This window comes from Neorhizobium sp. 05N33 (genome assembly GCF_056397445.1).
In genome coordinates this window covers 134,827-150,126 of sequence record NZ_JBFTNK010000001.1, presented here as the reverse complement: position 1 = coordinate 150,126, position 15,300 = coordinate 134,827, and the positions used below count along the sequence as shown (strand labels likewise).

Annotated in this window: 14 protein-coding genes; 5 read left to right on the top strand and 9 right to left on the bottom strand. The window is 59.8% G+C overall.

Annotated features, from left to right (window positions below):
* Positions 1–92: 92 nt before the first annotated feature.
* The gene (locus AC1DLT_RS00715) at positions 93–953 is read right to left on the bottom strand and encodes a DUF3313 domain-containing protein (RefSeq protein WP_477485534.1); all 861 of its coding nucleotides are present in this window, start codon (positions 951–953) and stop codon (positions 93–95) included.
* A 40-nt stretch (positions 954–993) separates the two neighbouring features.
* Positions 994–2,139, bottom strand: coding sequence for a patatin-like phospholipase family protein (locus tag AC1DLT_RS00710; RefSeq protein WP_247033414.1), 1,146 nt, complete (start codon positions 2,137–2,139; stop codon positions 994–996).
* 425 nt (positions 2,140–2,564) lie between these two features.
* Between AC1DLT_RS00710 and AC1DLT_RS00705 the strand changes: the two genes are divergently transcribed.
* Positions 2,565–2,807, top strand: a complete 243-nt coding sequence (locus tag AC1DLT_RS00705) for a hypothetical protein (protein ID WP_247033413.1) — start codon at positions 2,565–2,567, stop codon at positions 2,805–2,807.
* Between the two features lie 110 nt (positions 2,808–2,917).
* Here the strand turns inward: AC1DLT_RS00705 and AC1DLT_RS00700 are convergent, their stop codons facing one another.
* The 5 genes from AC1DLT_RS00700 to AC1DLT_RS00680 all read right to left on the bottom strand — a co-directional run bounded on the left by AC1DLT_RS00700 (position 2,918) and on the right by AC1DLT_RS00680 (position 10,281).
* Entirely contained in the window at positions 2,918–4,327 is a 1,410-nt protein-coding gene (locus tag AC1DLT_RS00700; RefSeq protein ID WP_477485533.1) for a sensor histidine kinase, read from the bottom strand.
* A complete protein-coding gene (locus AC1DLT_RS00695) occupies positions 4,324–5,079 on the bottom strand; it encodes a response regulator (RefSeq protein WP_477485532.1) in 756 nt (251 codons plus the stop codon). Before AC1DLT_RS00695 ends, AC1DLT_RS00700 begins: the two co-directional genes overlap by 4 nt.
* A 113-nt stretch (positions 5,080–5,192) precedes the next feature.
* On the bottom strand, positions 5,193–8,282 hold the full coding sequence (locus AC1DLT_RS00690) for an efflux RND transporter permease subunit (protein WP_477485531.1): 3,090 nt from the start codon (positions 8,280–8,282) through the stop codon (positions 5,193–5,195).
* Entirely contained in the window at positions 8,279–9,379 is a 1,101-nt protein-coding gene (locus tag AC1DLT_RS00685; RefSeq protein WP_477485530.1) for an efflux RND transporter periplasmic adaptor subunit, read from the bottom strand. Before AC1DLT_RS00685 ends, AC1DLT_RS00690 begins: the two co-directional genes overlap by 4 nt.
* Before the next feature lie 35 nt (positions 9,380–9,414).
* Positions 9,415–10,281, bottom strand: coding sequence for a MipA/OmpV family protein (locus AC1DLT_RS00680; RefSeq protein ID WP_477485529.1), 867 nt, complete (start codon positions 10,279–10,281; stop codon positions 9,415–9,417).
* A 251-nt stretch (positions 10,282–10,532) separates the two neighbouring features.
* Here AC1DLT_RS00680 and AC1DLT_RS00675 point away from each other — a divergent pair, with 251 nt between their 5' ends.
* From AC1DLT_RS00675 to AC1DLT_RS00660, 4 genes are all read left to right on the top strand, one after another.
* Positions 10,533–11,012 carry a hypothetical protein gene (locus AC1DLT_RS00675; protein ID WP_247135681.1) on the top strand — a complete coding sequence of 160 codons (480 nt, stop codon included), beginning with the start codon at positions 10,533–10,535 and terminating at the stop codon, positions 11,010–11,012.
* Between the two features lie 119 nt (positions 11,013–11,131).
* Positions 11,132–11,797, top strand: a complete 666-nt coding sequence (locus AC1DLT_RS00670; protein ID WP_477485528.1) for a DUF1007 family protein — start codon at positions 11,132–11,134, stop codon at positions 11,795–11,797.
* 55 nt (positions 11,798–11,852) lie between these two features.
* Positions 11,853–12,854 carry a hypothetical protein gene (locus AC1DLT_RS00665; protein WP_477485527.1) on the top strand — a complete coding sequence of 334 codons (1,002 nt, stop codon included), beginning with the start codon at positions 11,853–11,855 and terminating at the stop codon, positions 12,852–12,854.
* 138 nt (positions 12,855–12,992) lie between these two features.
* A complete protein-coding gene (locus AC1DLT_RS00660) occupies positions 12,993–13,547 on the top strand; it encodes a DUF3299 domain-containing protein (protein WP_477485526.1) in 555 nt (184 codons plus the stop codon).
* 65 nt (positions 13,548–13,612) lie between these two features.
* On the opposite strand, the gene AC1DLT_RS00655 is transcribed toward AC1DLT_RS00660, so the two are convergent.
* The gene (locus AC1DLT_RS00655; RefSeq protein WP_477485525.1) at positions 13,613–14,377 is read right to left on the bottom strand and encodes an ABC transporter permease; all 765 of its coding nucleotides are present in this window, start codon (positions 14,375–14,377) and stop codon (positions 13,613–13,615) included.
* Positions 14,365–15,291, bottom strand: coding sequence for an ABC transporter permease (locus tag AC1DLT_RS00650; RefSeq protein WP_477485524.1), 927 nt, complete (start codon positions 15,289–15,291; stop codon positions 14,365–14,367). Before AC1DLT_RS00650 ends, AC1DLT_RS00655 begins: the two co-directional genes overlap by 13 nt.
* Positions 15,292–15,300: the final 9 nt, after the last annotated feature.

Genomic DNA, 15,300 nt, shown 5'->3' with positions numbered 1-15,300 from the left:
ACACCATGTCGGATAGGCGGCCTACCTCGCCGCAGCCGTTCCGCTGGGCCAGCGCTGCCGCACGACCCTGACGACTCTTCGTCGGTTCTCTGCTATCGGGTCTGTGTCGGAGGTTGTTTGTCGGTCCAGGATGGCGGCATCCCGACCTGAGAAGCCGCAAAGTCCACCAGACCGGGCGATCGGCCAAATTTTTCACACGCAGGATATTTCGGCTTTCCACCAAGTCCGGACTTGATTCTCTGCCCAGACGGGATCTTTGGGAGGCCCCTGAAGGGTGTCTTGCCGCTGACGAGCATCCTGGAAAAATCACTGCCGAAGCTCGCCGCGAGCGAATAGGCGTCCCCGATCTGCGACACGCGCGCACTGGTAGTCACGAAGTTTGCTCCCTTTGCCCATACCATCGCACCCACCTGCCTGCCGTCCCGTGTGGTTGCCTCGGCCTCTACGGAAAGGCCTCCAAGCCCCAAGGGCAGCCTCGGGACGGGCACCGGAACAACGAAGTTGGCTCCAAGCGACGTTGCAGTCGACAGGGCGGCCACCGTGGCATTGGTCGGCACGATGCGGGTGATGGTTGCGTGAACGACGAGGTCAGCATCCTCTTTTCGCTCCACGACGACGAAACGATCGCTGACGCCGACACAGAGGGCGCGGCTGATCACATTCGCGACCAGGGCCTGATCGGAAGCTTTCCTGACGGATAGTTCAGCGCTGCCTGAAACCTTCGTTGGCTCGATATAAACCGTTCTGTTGGACGCGAGATCAGTTGAAGCGACCCGATAATTCGCTTTGGTCATTCGCCCGTTGTTCGATGTCAAACTGTCGTAGGAGGCGAGCGAATTTGCCCGCTCGAGCGGCACGGCGGCGCACCCCCCAAGCGACAAAGCAAGGAAAGCGGGCGCAATCAGTCGATGACACGGCTTGATGCCTGCCAAGCCAAGGCGGGGATGTAACATTTGTTCTCCTGATGGGTGAGGAAACGGCCTGCACATACGGCTACCGCCACCGTGTTGTCTGTGTGGCTGTGAGCGTGTCGGCGAACGAAGGCCTATCTTTCCACAGGCTGCCGTTCTCCATTTCTGCATATCCAAGGTTGTAGACCGCGCGCATATAGTTGGTGTTGAATGGATCGGTCATGTTGTAGGCAACCTGCGTATCGATCGAGGCCACACGGAACCGAATGCCGTTCTTTTGGGCGTAGACGTAAGTGGCCACCAGCGCGCTACGTGTCTGTGCCTTGATGAGGGAGGAATTCGCCCGAGCCATGACTGTAAACGTGTTGTTCGTGGTGGTTGAAAATTCAGGCATCAGCGCGTTGTTGATGATAATGTACATGTTTAGCTTCACGCCCTTGGGCCACGCGACCTTGTCCGAATTGGCCATCCATCCCTCCGGAATCGTCAGGATTTGGGAGGCGGAGCCTCCGTCGGAGTGCATTTCCTCGAACGATTGGTCGCCTGAATTTGCTTTGATGAGCACCGCTGGATAAAGGCCGGGGATGCTTGCCGATGCGATGACGATATCGCGGAAAAGTTGTAGCGCGTCGGGCCGAGCGCTGTCGGCGATGGCGCCCATGTTCCAGACCACCGCTCTTTGGGAATCGAGGTTCGAGGTCAAAACAAGCAGGCGGCGTCCCTTGCGATGCTCCGCGGCGATTTTCGCCAATACATCCTGCGTCAAGTATCGTTCGACCATCGTCCTAAGCGGCTTCTGCTTCAGGAGGCTTGCGCCGAGAAGTCCCTGTGGCAGGAAATCGGCATCGACCAATTTCTTGGCGACGCCGCTCGTATATAAGTCGACGAGGATGTTGTCGTAGGCGGAACCGAGGAAGGCGTAGGGCGCGATCAGTGCGCCCGTGCTGACGCCGCTGACAATGTCGAATTCGGGTCGCTGCCCCCTATCCGACCAGGCCTTCAGCGCCCCGACGCTGAACGCGCCTCCGGCGCCTCCGCCCGACAACACAAGGTAGTTGACCTCCTTGTGTCTCGGAACCGGGAACCAGGCGCGTGTTTCAGGCAGGTTCCGGCTTGTATCCGCATAAATGCGGATATCGCCAAACCCGTGGATCCCGGCGGTCGCGGCAGCCTTCGGCCCATAGGGAATGCGGTCCGGCGCCATGCAGCCGGCAAGAAAAGCCAGCATGAAGATGGCTATCACTCGATGCACGGTTATAGCCTTGTACCGGGCGACTGTTTGGAGACGTTGAAATCTCTATCGACCATACCGCAGACATCATCCGCGGATGCGGCTTGCGGACGCCGTAATGTTCCGATCGTCCAATGCAGCGGCCTCACCAGATAACCTTTGAATTTCACTGTAATCTTCCTTCGCAATCGTATCTGGCTGTATTAATTCAGAATTTGTCGTTGCCTTTGGTTTTGTAATGTTAAGAATTGTTGGCCGCGGCGATCGGGTATCCGCCATCGGGTCGCCAGCAAGTTCATGGCGTGGCGGAGACCGGAATCCCGCAACAAAACTTCATCGATCGCCTTGGTTTCGTCCCTGTTTTGACATCGCCAGGTTGCTTGCCGCGGTTATCGATCGCGACAGCAAAACGGGAGGTCGCTATGACCCATGATGAGATGACGATTGCCGAGGTTCTGAAGGATCCTCTGATCCGACAAATGATGCGGGCAGACCGGGTGTCTTTGAGAGAGATGAAAAAACTGCTTCGGGAAGCGGAAGGCGGGCAGAGGCTTCTGAAGAAAATCCGTCCCTCGCCAGAGGCCGCCGGATCGGCGTGCGCGACTCCATCTGGCCGGCAATCCTTGCCGATGTTGCCGTCAATATCGTCAGCGGCCACAGGCTGATCGGAAACGCACCGAATTGGATCTTCGAGCGGTCTTTGTGATGATCAATCGCGAAGGCGAGGGCACCCTCGCCATGACCACCATGAAGGGTTTTGCCAACAGGTGGTCGATTACCTTTGCTTGACGGGGACCTCGTGAGCCAGCGTCTGCTCTCTTGCAACTGGCCCCTGGCTCCTCTGATGCGAAACAGCCTGCATCGGCGGCAATTGTATCGTCACTCGCAGACCATGCGGCACTATGTTTTCAAGTAGCAGTGAGCCACCGTGGCCTTTCACGATTTCGTCCGCAATCGAAAGGCCCAGTCCAAAGCCGCTGTTGGAATTTAGYGACCGGGCCTCGTCAACCTTGAAGAAGGGCTCCAGGACTTTCTCACGGAGCCCTTCTTCAAGGCCCGGGCCGTTATCGCTCACAATTATGACCGCTCCGCCTTGCGGGCTATTTCGCAATTCGACAGCTACCTTCGTGCCGAACCTTACCGCGTTCTCAGCGATATTGGTGATCGCGCGTATGAGAGCCTTTTGTTGACAGACGTATCCAAACCGCTCAGGTCCGCAGTAAATTACGTCATGCCCGAGATCACAAAATTCCGATGCGATCGTCCGCAGAAGGCTGGAAATATCAACCTTTCTAAGCGGTTCGGCTGTAACGGTGCTGCTTAAATACTGAAGGCTTTCCTCAATCATGGTGGTAAGGTTGTCAATATCCGCCAGCATCGCTTCCCTGGACGCGGGGTCCTTCGAACGCTCCACGCGCATTCGCAGTCGTGTCAGAGGCGTCCTGAGATCGTGGCTCACCGCCGTCAGCATCCGCGTGCGATCATCGACCATTTTACGGATACGGTGACGCATGTTGTTGAGAGCGGTCGCAAGCGTGCGAAGTTCCCTGGCGCCTTCGGCGGTGAATTGCTCTCCTTCGTTACCGTCGAGGCGCAGTCTCTTTGCCGCGTCGGCAAAGCGGACGAGAGGCGACGTGATCATGCGGCTTATATAGAGCACCAGGAGGAGCATCGGCAGCATCAGGATGCTGGCCTTGACGATGAACTCGGCGACTGCGCTGAGAGACGAGGGGGAAACATCGGCATCGGTAAACCCGATAACGAGAGCACGTTGCGCGTCAAGGCGCACCGCAATCGTGCTGTGTCCCTCGCCGTCCGACGTGTTCTCAAGAACCACCGCCTCAAAATCGGCAGGCAATACGTCCTGAAGCGCGTCCGAGCTGAGGTGATCATCCGTTTGGCGGGCCAATTCGCCACGGACGTCGCTCCATGGCAGAACCTTCAATTCGAGACTGCTTGAGGCGCTTGCCCTCACCAGATGCTCGATTTCGTCTTCATTTCTGGCACTTCTGACCTGATGCACAAGCAGCTCGATTTGAGCGCCTTTGCCCATAAGCATTTTTTCATTCTGGAAAATGAATGGCTCAGGAAGAACAGCGATAAGACAAATGACGAGCAGCGGAACAATAGATGCGAACACCATGAATTGGGTTCGTATGGATGCCCTGCGCAAGCGGCCAATCATGGTGCTATCGCAACCTCCGGAGTGAAAACGTACCCGCCGAGGCGCACGGTTTTGATGAATGTCGGCTCCTTGTAATTCGGTTCGATTTTCTGCCGGACACGACTGACATGGACATCAATGCTGCGTTCGACAGGTCCTGCAGAGCCTGCATGGGTACGGGCCAGTATTTCCTGGCGGTTCATGACCTGCCGGGGGTGCTGGCAAAACACCAGCAGCACATCAAATTCCGCCGTCGTGAGCGACACATGGAAACCGTCGCGGTCGGTTAATTCTCGCGTGACCGGATCAATCCGCCAACCCGCAAACGTCATGGGTGCCTGCTGTGGCTTGACCTGCGCTGAATACGACGACCGCCGCAGAAGCGCCTTTATTCTCGCCAGAAGTTCCCTGGATTTAAACGGTTTCGTGACGTAGTCATCGGCCCCCAGCTCCAGTCCGACAACCCTGTCTATCTCTTTCGTTCGCGCCGTCAGCATGAGGATGGGTATTGTATCAGACGACCTGATTCTTCTGCATATGCTGAAACCGTCCTCACCCGGCAGCATTCCATCCAGCACTATAAGGTCGAATTCCTTCTTCTTCAGGACACCGTCCATTTCGACCGCAGACCCGACCGCCTCTGCGGTATAACCCGCCTCCTTGATCAGATCGATCAGCATACTGGCGATATCCCGATCATCCTCGACGACCAGGATTCGGGCTGACCCTTGTACAAGAACATTGGATGCGACGTTATTCATAGGCTTGGCCATTTGTGCCGGAATCCCGATTATCAGTTAGCCCGTTTCGCAGCATGGTTGTCAGCAACAATTATGTTTAATTTTGTTTCTGCGGTTCCGCCACGGACTCTGAATCAATGGGTTCGTCAGCACTGGCGATCAGCCTCAATCCTCAGTTCATGGACCACGGCCTCGCGGCTGTCGTCTCTCCCGAAGCTTCGCTTTAGAAGCAGCAGGAAATCGTCGACAAAGGTGAAGATCACGGGGATGACGACGAGGCTGAGGACGGTTGAAGTCATCAGGCCGCCGATCACGACGATCGCCATCGGCTGACGGAAGCTTGCATCGCCGCCGCTGAGGCTCAGGGCCACGGGAAGCATGCCGCCGCCCATGGCGATCGTCGTCATGACGATCGGGCGGGCGCGCTTATGGCAGGCGTCGACCAGGGCGTCGAAGCGCGAGAGGCCGGCGCGTCGCGACATGATCGCGTACTCGACCAGCAGAATCGAATTCTTCGTCACCACGCCCATCAGCATGAGTAGGCCGATCAACACGGGCATGGAGAAGCTGGTTCCGGTCAGCACCAGCGGCAGCAGCGCGCCGCCGAGCGAAAGGGGAAGCGCCATCAGGATCGTCAACGGCTGGAAGAAGTCCTGGAAGAGCAATACCAGAACGGCATAGATGCAGAACACGCCGATCCCCATGGCGATGGCGAAGTTGTTGAAGAGTTCCGAGCTGCGCTCCAGTTCGCCCTGTTCGACGAGCCTGACGTCGTCCGGAAGGTTTTGCAGGGCGGGCAGCGCCTGCGCTTCGCGATAGACGTCGCCGAGGATACGGCCGTTGAGTTCGACCGATAGCGTAACGTTTCGCGAGCGGTCGATGCGGCTGATCTCGGACGGACTGCCCCCGATGCGGATGTCGGCGACCGAACCGAGATCGACGCTGCCCCTGGCACCGGCAACGCGGAGATCTGCAATATCGTCAAGCGTCGTTCGGTTGCCGGGATCGAACCGGACGCGGATGGGGAGCTGGCGCTGGGGCAGGTTGAGCTTGGCAAGCGAGGAGGAATAATCCCCGCTCGTGGCCACGCGAACCGCTTCGGAAATCGCTTCTGCCGTGACGCCGAGGGCGGCGGCGCGATTGAGGTCCGGGACGATCTGGACTTCCGGGGCCTGTAGGGAGGCGCTGGAGGTCACTGCGCCGATGCCTTGAAGGCCTCGCAGCTGTTCTTCGAGTGCTCCCGCCACGCGGTCGAGCGCTCCGGAATCGTCGCTGGCGAGTGTTATTTCCAGCGTCGTACCGCTGCCGCCCGTACCCACTTCGATCCTGACGCCCGGGAGAACCGCGATTGCCTGTCGGATGTCGTTTTCGATCTCGGCCTGCTTGCGGCTGCGTTCGCCGATCTTCTTCAAATCGACGACAAGCGAGGCGGTCGCCGAGGAATCGATCATGTCATCCGACGAGGCGCTCCCGACGGCGGAAAACACCCGCGTGACGTCCGGCAAACCGGAAACGATATCTGCCGCCCGCCGCGTCATGGCGTCCGTTTGTTCAATCGGGCTGCCGGGCTGAAGCGTCAGAGTGATCCTCGTCTGCGAATCGTCCGATGCGGGCAGGAAGCCGACGCTGAGCATGCTAATCGTCGAAAGCGAGAGCCCGAGAAATATGCAGACGCCGAGGACCGTCAGCTTGCGATGGCGCAGGCAGGTTTTGACGACGGCCATGTAGGCGCACATGATCCGGCCATCCCTCTGCGCGACGGGATGCGCCTTCATCAGATAAGCGGCCATCATCGGCGTCAGCAGGCGTGCGACGACCAGTGAGGCGAGAACCGCCACCGCCGCTGTTATGCCGAACTGGCGGAAGATCAGGCCGGGAATACCGCTCATGAAAGCGGTCGGCAGGAAGACCGCGACGAGCGTCAAGGTCGTTGCGACAACGGCAAGGCCGATTTCATCGGCGGCCTCGAGCGCAGCCCCCTTCGGAGTTTTTCCCATTTGCAGGTGGCGCGCGATATTCTCGATCTCGACGATCGCATCGTCGATGAGGATGCCGACCACGAGCGAGAGGGCGAGCAGCGTCACCGTATTGAGGCTGAAATCCGCCAGATACATTACGAGAAAAGTCGGGACGACCGAGAGCGGCAGCGCCACCGCCGAAAGCAGGGTCGCCCGCCAGTCGCGCAGGAAGAGCCAAACTACGACAACCGCCAGGATTGCACCTTCATAGAGCATGTGCAGGGAGCCGTCGTAGTTTTCGATGATCGGCCCGACCGTGTTGTAGGCCTGGACGATCTCGACATCGGGGTTGGCTGCGGCAAAGTCCTGCATCGCCGCTTCGATGGCGGCCGCGACGCCGGTATCCGAAAAGCCGTTGGATCGTTTCACCTCGACAGCGATCACGAGTTCGCCATCGAGATAGGCGATCGACGAGCGGTCGGCAAAGCTGTCCGTCACCGCGCCAATCTCGGCCAGCTGCACCAGCTCTCCGCTCGGAAGCGGGATTGCGAGCGCCTTCAGTTCCTCGATCGAGGAAACCGCCCCAAGCGTGCGGATCCCCTGCTTGCCGCCGCCGATCTCAGCCCGGCCGCCCGATGTGTCGGCCTGGACGGACTTGAGCTGCGAGGAAACGGTAGCCGCGCTGAGGCCGAGGGCGCTCATGATCTGGGGGTTGAGGTCGATGTGCACTTCGCGCTCGATGCCACCGATCCGGCTGACCTCGCCGACGCCGGGTACGGAAAGCAGGGCCTTCGTCATGTCGTTGTCGACGAACCAGGAGAGTTCCGTCTCGTTGAGGCGGACGGAGCGCACCGCGTAGGTGAGGAGGGTGGAGCCCTGCACCGTCACCTTGGTCACGCCCGGCGCCTGCATCTCGGAAGGCAGGTCGCCGCTCGCACTATCGACGGCATTGCGCACCTCGTTCAGCGCTTCCTCGCTGTCCTTTTCCAACCGGAACGAGACATTAATGACGACCGATCCGTCCGTGACCGTCGTCGTGATGTGGTCGAGGAGGCTCAGCGATGCGAGCCTGTCTTCGATCTTGCGCGCGACTTCCGTTTCGAGCTGCGCCGGCGCGGCACTTTCAAGCGAGGCGCTGATCTTGATCGTCGGCAGATCCATGTCGGGAAAGTTCTGTACCGCGAGCCGGTCGAATGCAATCAGGCCGCCGACGGTCAGCAGGATAAACAGCAGGATGGCGGGAACCGGATTGCGGATCGACCAGGCGGAGAAGTTCATCGCGATTCTCCCTTTTCGAGCTGGACGAGAGCATCACCCGTCACCCGGACGAAGGACTTGTCCGAAAGAAAAGCACCACCCGTCATCACGACGCCGGTCGAGCGGTTAAGGCCAGAGAGGATTTCCACCTCGCTGCCATTGCGGCGGCCGGTTTCAACGCGAATGCGGGACGCGCGCCTGTCTGCATCCACGGTGAAGACGTAAGCGATGCCGTCGCGCAGGACGAGCGCCGTCTCGGGCACGGTGAGCGCCGCAGTTGTCTCAAGCTCGATCTGGCCGGTGACGTAAAGGCCGATGGGCGGACGCGCCGCCGCCGGCAGCGCCACATAGGCGAGCGCCCGCCCGGTATCGGTGCTGACCGTCGGTGCGACAAGCCTAACGGTTCCTTTGACGCGTCGGTCACCTGGACCGACGATCGTGGCTGTCAGGCCTTGCCGGATGCGAGGCAAATAGCGTGCGGACACTTCCGCCTGCCATTCGACACGCTGTTGGCGGATCATGCGGAACAGTTCCGTGCCCGAGGAGACGACGGCGCCGAGCTGGGCCGAGCGGGACGTGATCAGTCCATCGTCCACGGCCAGAATAGTCGCCTTGGCCAGTTTGATCTTCTGGCTTTCCAGCAAGGCTTCGGCGGACTCCACCCCTGCCGTCGCCGTCTGTTCGGCGATCAGGTATTCGTTGATCTTTTCATCCGACAGCACGCCGCTCCCCCGCACCTTGCGTGCCCGGTCGGCATTCGCCGTCGCCTTGGCGAGGTCCGCCCTGGCACTCGCCAAGGCGGCCTCCTGGCTACGCAGTTCTGCACGCACTGCTTCGTCGGCAAGCCGGACGAGGGGCTGACCCTTCGAAACGACCGTTCCGACATCGACAAGGACGGCGGTCACACGCAGGCCATCGATTTCCGCAGCGATGACCGCTTCGTGCCAGGGCTTCAGCCAGCCGCTGGCCGGCACCGTTTCAGGCCATCGACGTTCTGCGGGATTGGCGACGGCGACGGTAAGCGCTGCCGCCTTGTTCTGTTGCGCAAGCACAGGCTCCGCCGCGGAAGCAAGGTCCGCGCTCACGAAGAGGGCGAGAAGAAGAGTTGTCGGTCGCATCGGTTGAATCTGCTTTGCTGCGCCCTGCCGGACGCTTAGAACTTGTACCCGACCATCAGCATCGCTGACGGCTGTACGTCGTTCTGAACGATCGGACTATCCTTCGCATCGCCGGTCAGGAAACCGACCGCTGCCTGGCCACGGATAACCCAGTGTTCGGTCGCCATATATGTGACAGACGCCTCGATATCGAAGCGTTTCAGGCCAGCGCTTGCCTCATATTGCCGCAATCCCGATCTCGCAGACTGGGCAGCGGTTATCCCAAAATAGCTTTTCATGTGGTTGTCGTCGGCAAACGTCGCGGAAGCGCCAGCGGAAAGAATGAAACGATCGTAGTGATGCGAGACATTCGCACCGACCTGACCGAGAAGTCCGTCGCTCCCGCCGATCGTCTTGTCGACAGACGCATAAAATTCCATCGGTCCCCATTCATACGAGAGCTTCGTTCCGACGACAGCCCCAGCGTCGATGTCGCCAAGCCCTCTCAGGTGAGAGGAATCGTCTTCATCCCGCCCACCCCCGATGTCGTAACCGCCCTTCACCGTGAGCTTAAAACCGTTGGACTTCAGCACATCGACTTCCAGCCCGCCCGGATCGATCGTAACGCGGTCACCGAAGGTGGCGGAAATCATGGGAATGGGAACCAGTTCGAACTCGTCCGATCCTTCGAATTTCGGTGCATACATGGCTCCGGCGCCGACCATAACGTTCCAGTCGGAAAGCTTCTGGCGTATCCCGCCAAACCGTCCCTTGTCGAAGCTCGCGGTCGCGGGGATAGCAGCCTCTTCACCCTCGTAAGGGTCGGCAGCGCGTGCCTCGGCAAGGGGGCAAGCGACAACTGCGAGCCCCGCAGCGATGGCGACACGCCGCGGTCGGCTTAAAAAGGACTTGGTCAATGACATTCAAATTGGCTCCTGGGATCCGGTAGAGAGTTTTCGGCGTGCAGGCGTGAAAGCCCGACGCGCCGGCCTCTTGCGGAGCGCACTGTCCCAGACGACGCCGTTAACTTGGGTTTTGTGATGTTAAGAAATGTTGTCCCGGTCGATGCCGCTGGCCTGCAGGTGGCAGCACTCGCAACAAAATCAAACAAAACCAAACACACGCTTGCACCGGTAAAAGCTAGATTTTCTCATCTCCGTATGAGGAACTCGCTATGTCTATCGAAACAACTCACCCCAAGAGAATTCTTGTGTTTCTGCCCGTGGCGGCGGCCAATGCGATCGTCGCGAAACTGGCGAGCCATGGGCATGACTCCGTGGCGGTATCGACGTTTCCGGAGGCTTTTATTGCACTCCGTTCGGATCATTATTCCTTCGCCATAACGACACGACCGGAGATCGATCTCCTGCGCAATATCCGCTCCATACCAGTGGTCAATCTCGAGGTTTTCTTCCACACGGAGCCTTCCGGCGATGGTCCGCTGGTAACGTCAAAACGGTTCGACAGCAGCGCATTCATGAAACGGATCGAGTTTCTTGTTCAGCCTATGGCGACAAGAGTTGAACCCGCAGGCGCCGAGTGGGCAAAGAACGAAGCGGTGCGAGAACCTAAGACGCCCCGATGGTGGGTGGCGGTAAAGTCCATGTTGGGTTTGCCGCGCCGGCGAGAAGGATTGAAGGATGTTCGATCCTAAGAGGCATCCAACCCGTCAGTGCAAATCAACACATCGACGGATTTGTCTTCGCGAGGTTTTTTCGCATCGGTAGCGCCTTCGACTTAAATCGGACGCAATCCCCTCGGCATTCGCAGAACATGACATCGTTCCGCCAGTTGGTCTCCGTCAGTCTTTCGGTTCTCGCGGGGTTAGCCGCCGCCGGTGCTCCGACAGGGGCCGAGGCCCATCCTCATATTTTCGTCGACGCGAAGTTCGAGGCGGTGGCGGGCGCGGATGGCAGCCTCGCGGAGGTGCGAGACACCTGGCGCTTCGATGAAGTCTTCTCCTCTTCGGTGCTCCTCGACTACGACAAGAACCGCAACAACACTCTCGATCCCGCGGAGGTGGCTGCGGTGGCCAAGACGGTTCGCGCATCCCTCGATCAGTACAACTACTACACAAACGTGACGATCAACGGCAAACCGCTGGCGCTGGCCAAGCCAGATGTCCTGCATGGCACCTACGAGAACGGCTCGCTCACCCTGTCGTTCAGTCAAAAGCCAGTGCAGAAGACGCCGTTGAAGGGACTGATCGTGTTCGGTGTCTTCGATCCGACCCTCTATACCGCGCTGGACTTTTCAGACGACGCGGCCCTGAAGACGTCAGGCAACGGTTTCGGCCACTGCGCGCGCAAAGTCGTCAGGCCGGATTCGAAGGAGATCCTGGCAGAAAACCAGGCGATGCTGACGACCATGTTCTTCAGCGACCCGATGGGAAGCGACTATTCGCAGATCGTTGCGACGAGGCTGGAGGTCCGCTGTTAAATCTTCCTCAACCATGATGGCCGACCTTCACAAATATCATTCCCGGAGAGTGTTCGTGAACCCGAAGCTCAAACTTCTCAAACATCTTGGATTTTTATCCGCTGTCGCCTGTCTATCTGCGCCTTCCGCATCCTTCGCCTCCGAAGGCGCGTCACGGCTCCCGACTTGGCTGAACGCCCATGTCGGCGCCGGAAACGGCCAGATCGCGCCGATGGTGCTGGGAAGGGCACGTGCGCTTTATCTGGAAAAGCTGTCGCAAGGTAAGATCAGGAACGCCTGCTACTTCGCCATGGACGCCACGCGGCCGAACGACCTGACCGAAGGGCCTGCCGGGGGGCGGTTCTACATCATCTGTGAGGCTGAGCAGTCCTTTCGCGTCATTTCGTCGGGGCACGGCGGGGGCCGCAACCTGCCGGGCGTCGCCAACTTCACCAATGGACGGCAGTGCGCGAAGAACTTCGGCAATGCCCTCGACTCCAATCTGACCGCGGGCGGGGCCTATCTGACCAGCGAGATCAAGACCTCCTTCAAGGGCTACTACAGCGTTTCTCCAAAGCAGGAGACGTTCCTGACCAGGTCGTTCGTGCAGTTCGATGGTGTCGGAGAAACTGCGAACGCCAGGCAGCGCGCGATAGGCGGACATGCCTCCGCACTCGTCTCGGGCATCTGCATGATGAAGAAGCCGGATAGTCCATACGCCAACCGCGATGGATATGTTCCCCGCGGCAAGCTGGTAACCTATGCGGGCGGGCGCAGTGATGGCTGCACCAGCTGGTCGCCATCGGAGACGCCCCAGGTGCTGTCGATGGTCAAGGACAATCCAACGACCCTCTACATCTATCCGGAGTCGAAAGACATCGCGGCTGTCTCCAAGGCATTGGCGGCGGGCAAGGCACCAGAGAAATCGGGGCTCTACTGGAACGCCACATGCCTGCAGGAGATCGGCGCGCCGAAGTTCTGGGCGAAGGAGACGCTGGAGCCGATCATCACCAAATATACCCAGGATCATCCCGCACCGCCGCCACGTCCGGTTCCGATATGTGAAGGCTTTCTTTGACGTTCGACTGGACGGACCACACGAAACTCTGACTTCGCACTTTCTACCTTGGCTTTGACCCAAGTGGGTAAATAGGCCTAACATCCACATCAGCAGTGGCCTCTCTCTTGCGAGAGCGCTGCGCTCATGGAGATGCAGATGAGGCGCGCGCTTTTCCTCCTGAAACTGACGACGATCCTGGTCGGGATGACCTATTCGGCGTCCGGCGCCTATGCAGGTCCCCAGTCGGTTCTTTGGAGCGCCTTGCGGCCTGCGGATCAATCGAGATTAGATGTCGCGTTACCAGGCATGGCGTCCAGTCGCTCCCAGGGCGAAACACTCGCGTGGCGTGACGAAAGCCGTGCAGTAGAGCTGACCGGGTTCATCCTGCCCGTCGATCAGGACGGCGACCTCGTCTACGAGTTCATGCTGGTGCCCTGGGCCGGCGCCTGCAGTCATAGTGCGGCTCCACCGCCGAACCAATTGGTCCATGTCGTAGCAGACGAGCCATTCCATCTTTCGAGGGTTTACGAGGTTGTCACCGTGACGGGGAACCTGCGACCCGGCCTGGACAAGGCCCAGCTCTTCATCATGGACGGTGTGCGCGTCCTCGACTACGGCTACAGCATGAGCCATGCTGAGGTCGCGAGAGCGACCGATATCGCGGATCCCGACCTGAAGTCGGTTTCACCGTTCGGCGTGCTTGCGCGATGAGCGTTCGATCAACAGCCGTGTCACGGCGCCGGTGATCGATCGTCAGGAAACCAGACGAAACGCAGTCACTCCTGGCCGTCGTCAAAAACCCGGTTTATCACCGAGACAGTCAATGCAACCGCCGTCCCCGGCCAGATCATCAGCATCGGGTGGTCGAAGATGAACACGCGATATTCGAACAGCATCGATCCCCAATCCGGCTTCGACGGGTCGGCCCCGAGACCGATGAAGGCGAGCGAGGCGTAGGCGACTGCGGCAAGTCCCGCTTGGTTGCCGACATAGGCGAATATCAGCGGCAGAGTATTCGGCAGAAGATGCCGGGTAATCATCCGTGCCGGCGCGACGCCGAGGCTCCTCGCCGCCAGCATGAACGGCTGGCCGAGCACCCGCTGACTGAGCGAATGCGCAAGCAGCGCATGCGGCCCGACGCCAGCCAAGCCGAGCGCCAGTCCGGCGCTGAGCGGCGACAGGCCGAAAATCGCCGCCGTCGTCAGTGCGACGATGAGCGTCGGCACCATGATGAAGAACTCGCAGAAGCGCAGGATCACCTTCTCGCGCCAGCCACCAAGGACGGCGGCGGCGGTGCCCAACAGGGTGCCAAACAAAAAGCCGGTGGCACCGACCGAAAGGATGACGCAGGCCGTCCGCCACCCGCCGGCCATGATCCGCGACAGAAGATCGCGACCGAGATGATCGGTACCGAGCAGATGGCTGGCGGTCATGCCGGAATGACGGGCAAGCATGTCCACCGTATCGGGATCATATGGCTGCCAAAAACCACCGACACACAAAAAGACGGCGAGCGCCGCAAGCACGGTCAACCGGGGCATCGGGCGAGACGCGGATCGAGAAGGCGCATGGCGAGATGGGCGCTGGCATTCAATACCAGCATCCAGACGGCAATGACCATGACATAGGCCTGCAGCACCATCTGGTCGCGCGCCGCGATGCTTTGAACCAGGAACTGGCTGATACCGGGCAGGCCGAAGAGGATTTCCATGGTCGCGGTGCTGCCGATCACCCAGCCTGCTTCGGAACGGATTGCCGACAAGAGAGCATAGAGCGCGCTGCGGTGGCCGTGCCGCCAGAGCGCCTGCCTTTCCGACAGGCCCTTGGCAAGCGCAGTGCGGAAATGCGGCTGCCCGGCGGTCTCCTTTAGGTCGCGCCGATAGACGCGGGAGAGAACAGCGACGGAATGCAGCGCGATCAGCAGGACGGGCAGGACGATTGCCGTCCAATCATTGGCGAAGGGTCTGATCCAGCGCAACTGCACACCGAGGACCCAAAGAAGAACAAGGCCTAGCCAGAAGGCCGGCACTGCCTGGACGAAGACCGACAGAGCCCGGCTCATCCGATCGACGATACCCCCGGGATAGGCCGCTGAGAAAAGCCCGAGCGGAATAGCCAGCGCGATTGCTAGCGCCAGGCCGGCGAGACCGAGCGACAGCGAAACCGGCAGCCGTTCAACGAATTCGGCAAGTACGGGCTCTCCAGTCCGAAACGAACGGCCCCAATCTCCGCCGAGGAAATCTGCCAGCCAATGGAGATAGCGAAGCGGCACGGGCTGATCGAGGCCCCACTCCGCCCTCAACGCCGCGACGGTCTCATCCGTCGCCGGCAGGCTCCAGACGCGAATGGCGATCGCAACCGGATCGGCCGGCATCAATGTTATGACCGAGAAAGAGGCGAGCGAAATCACCAGCAGCCCCGCTATCGATTGCATGCCGAACCTGACTAGTCCCATCACGTGGCC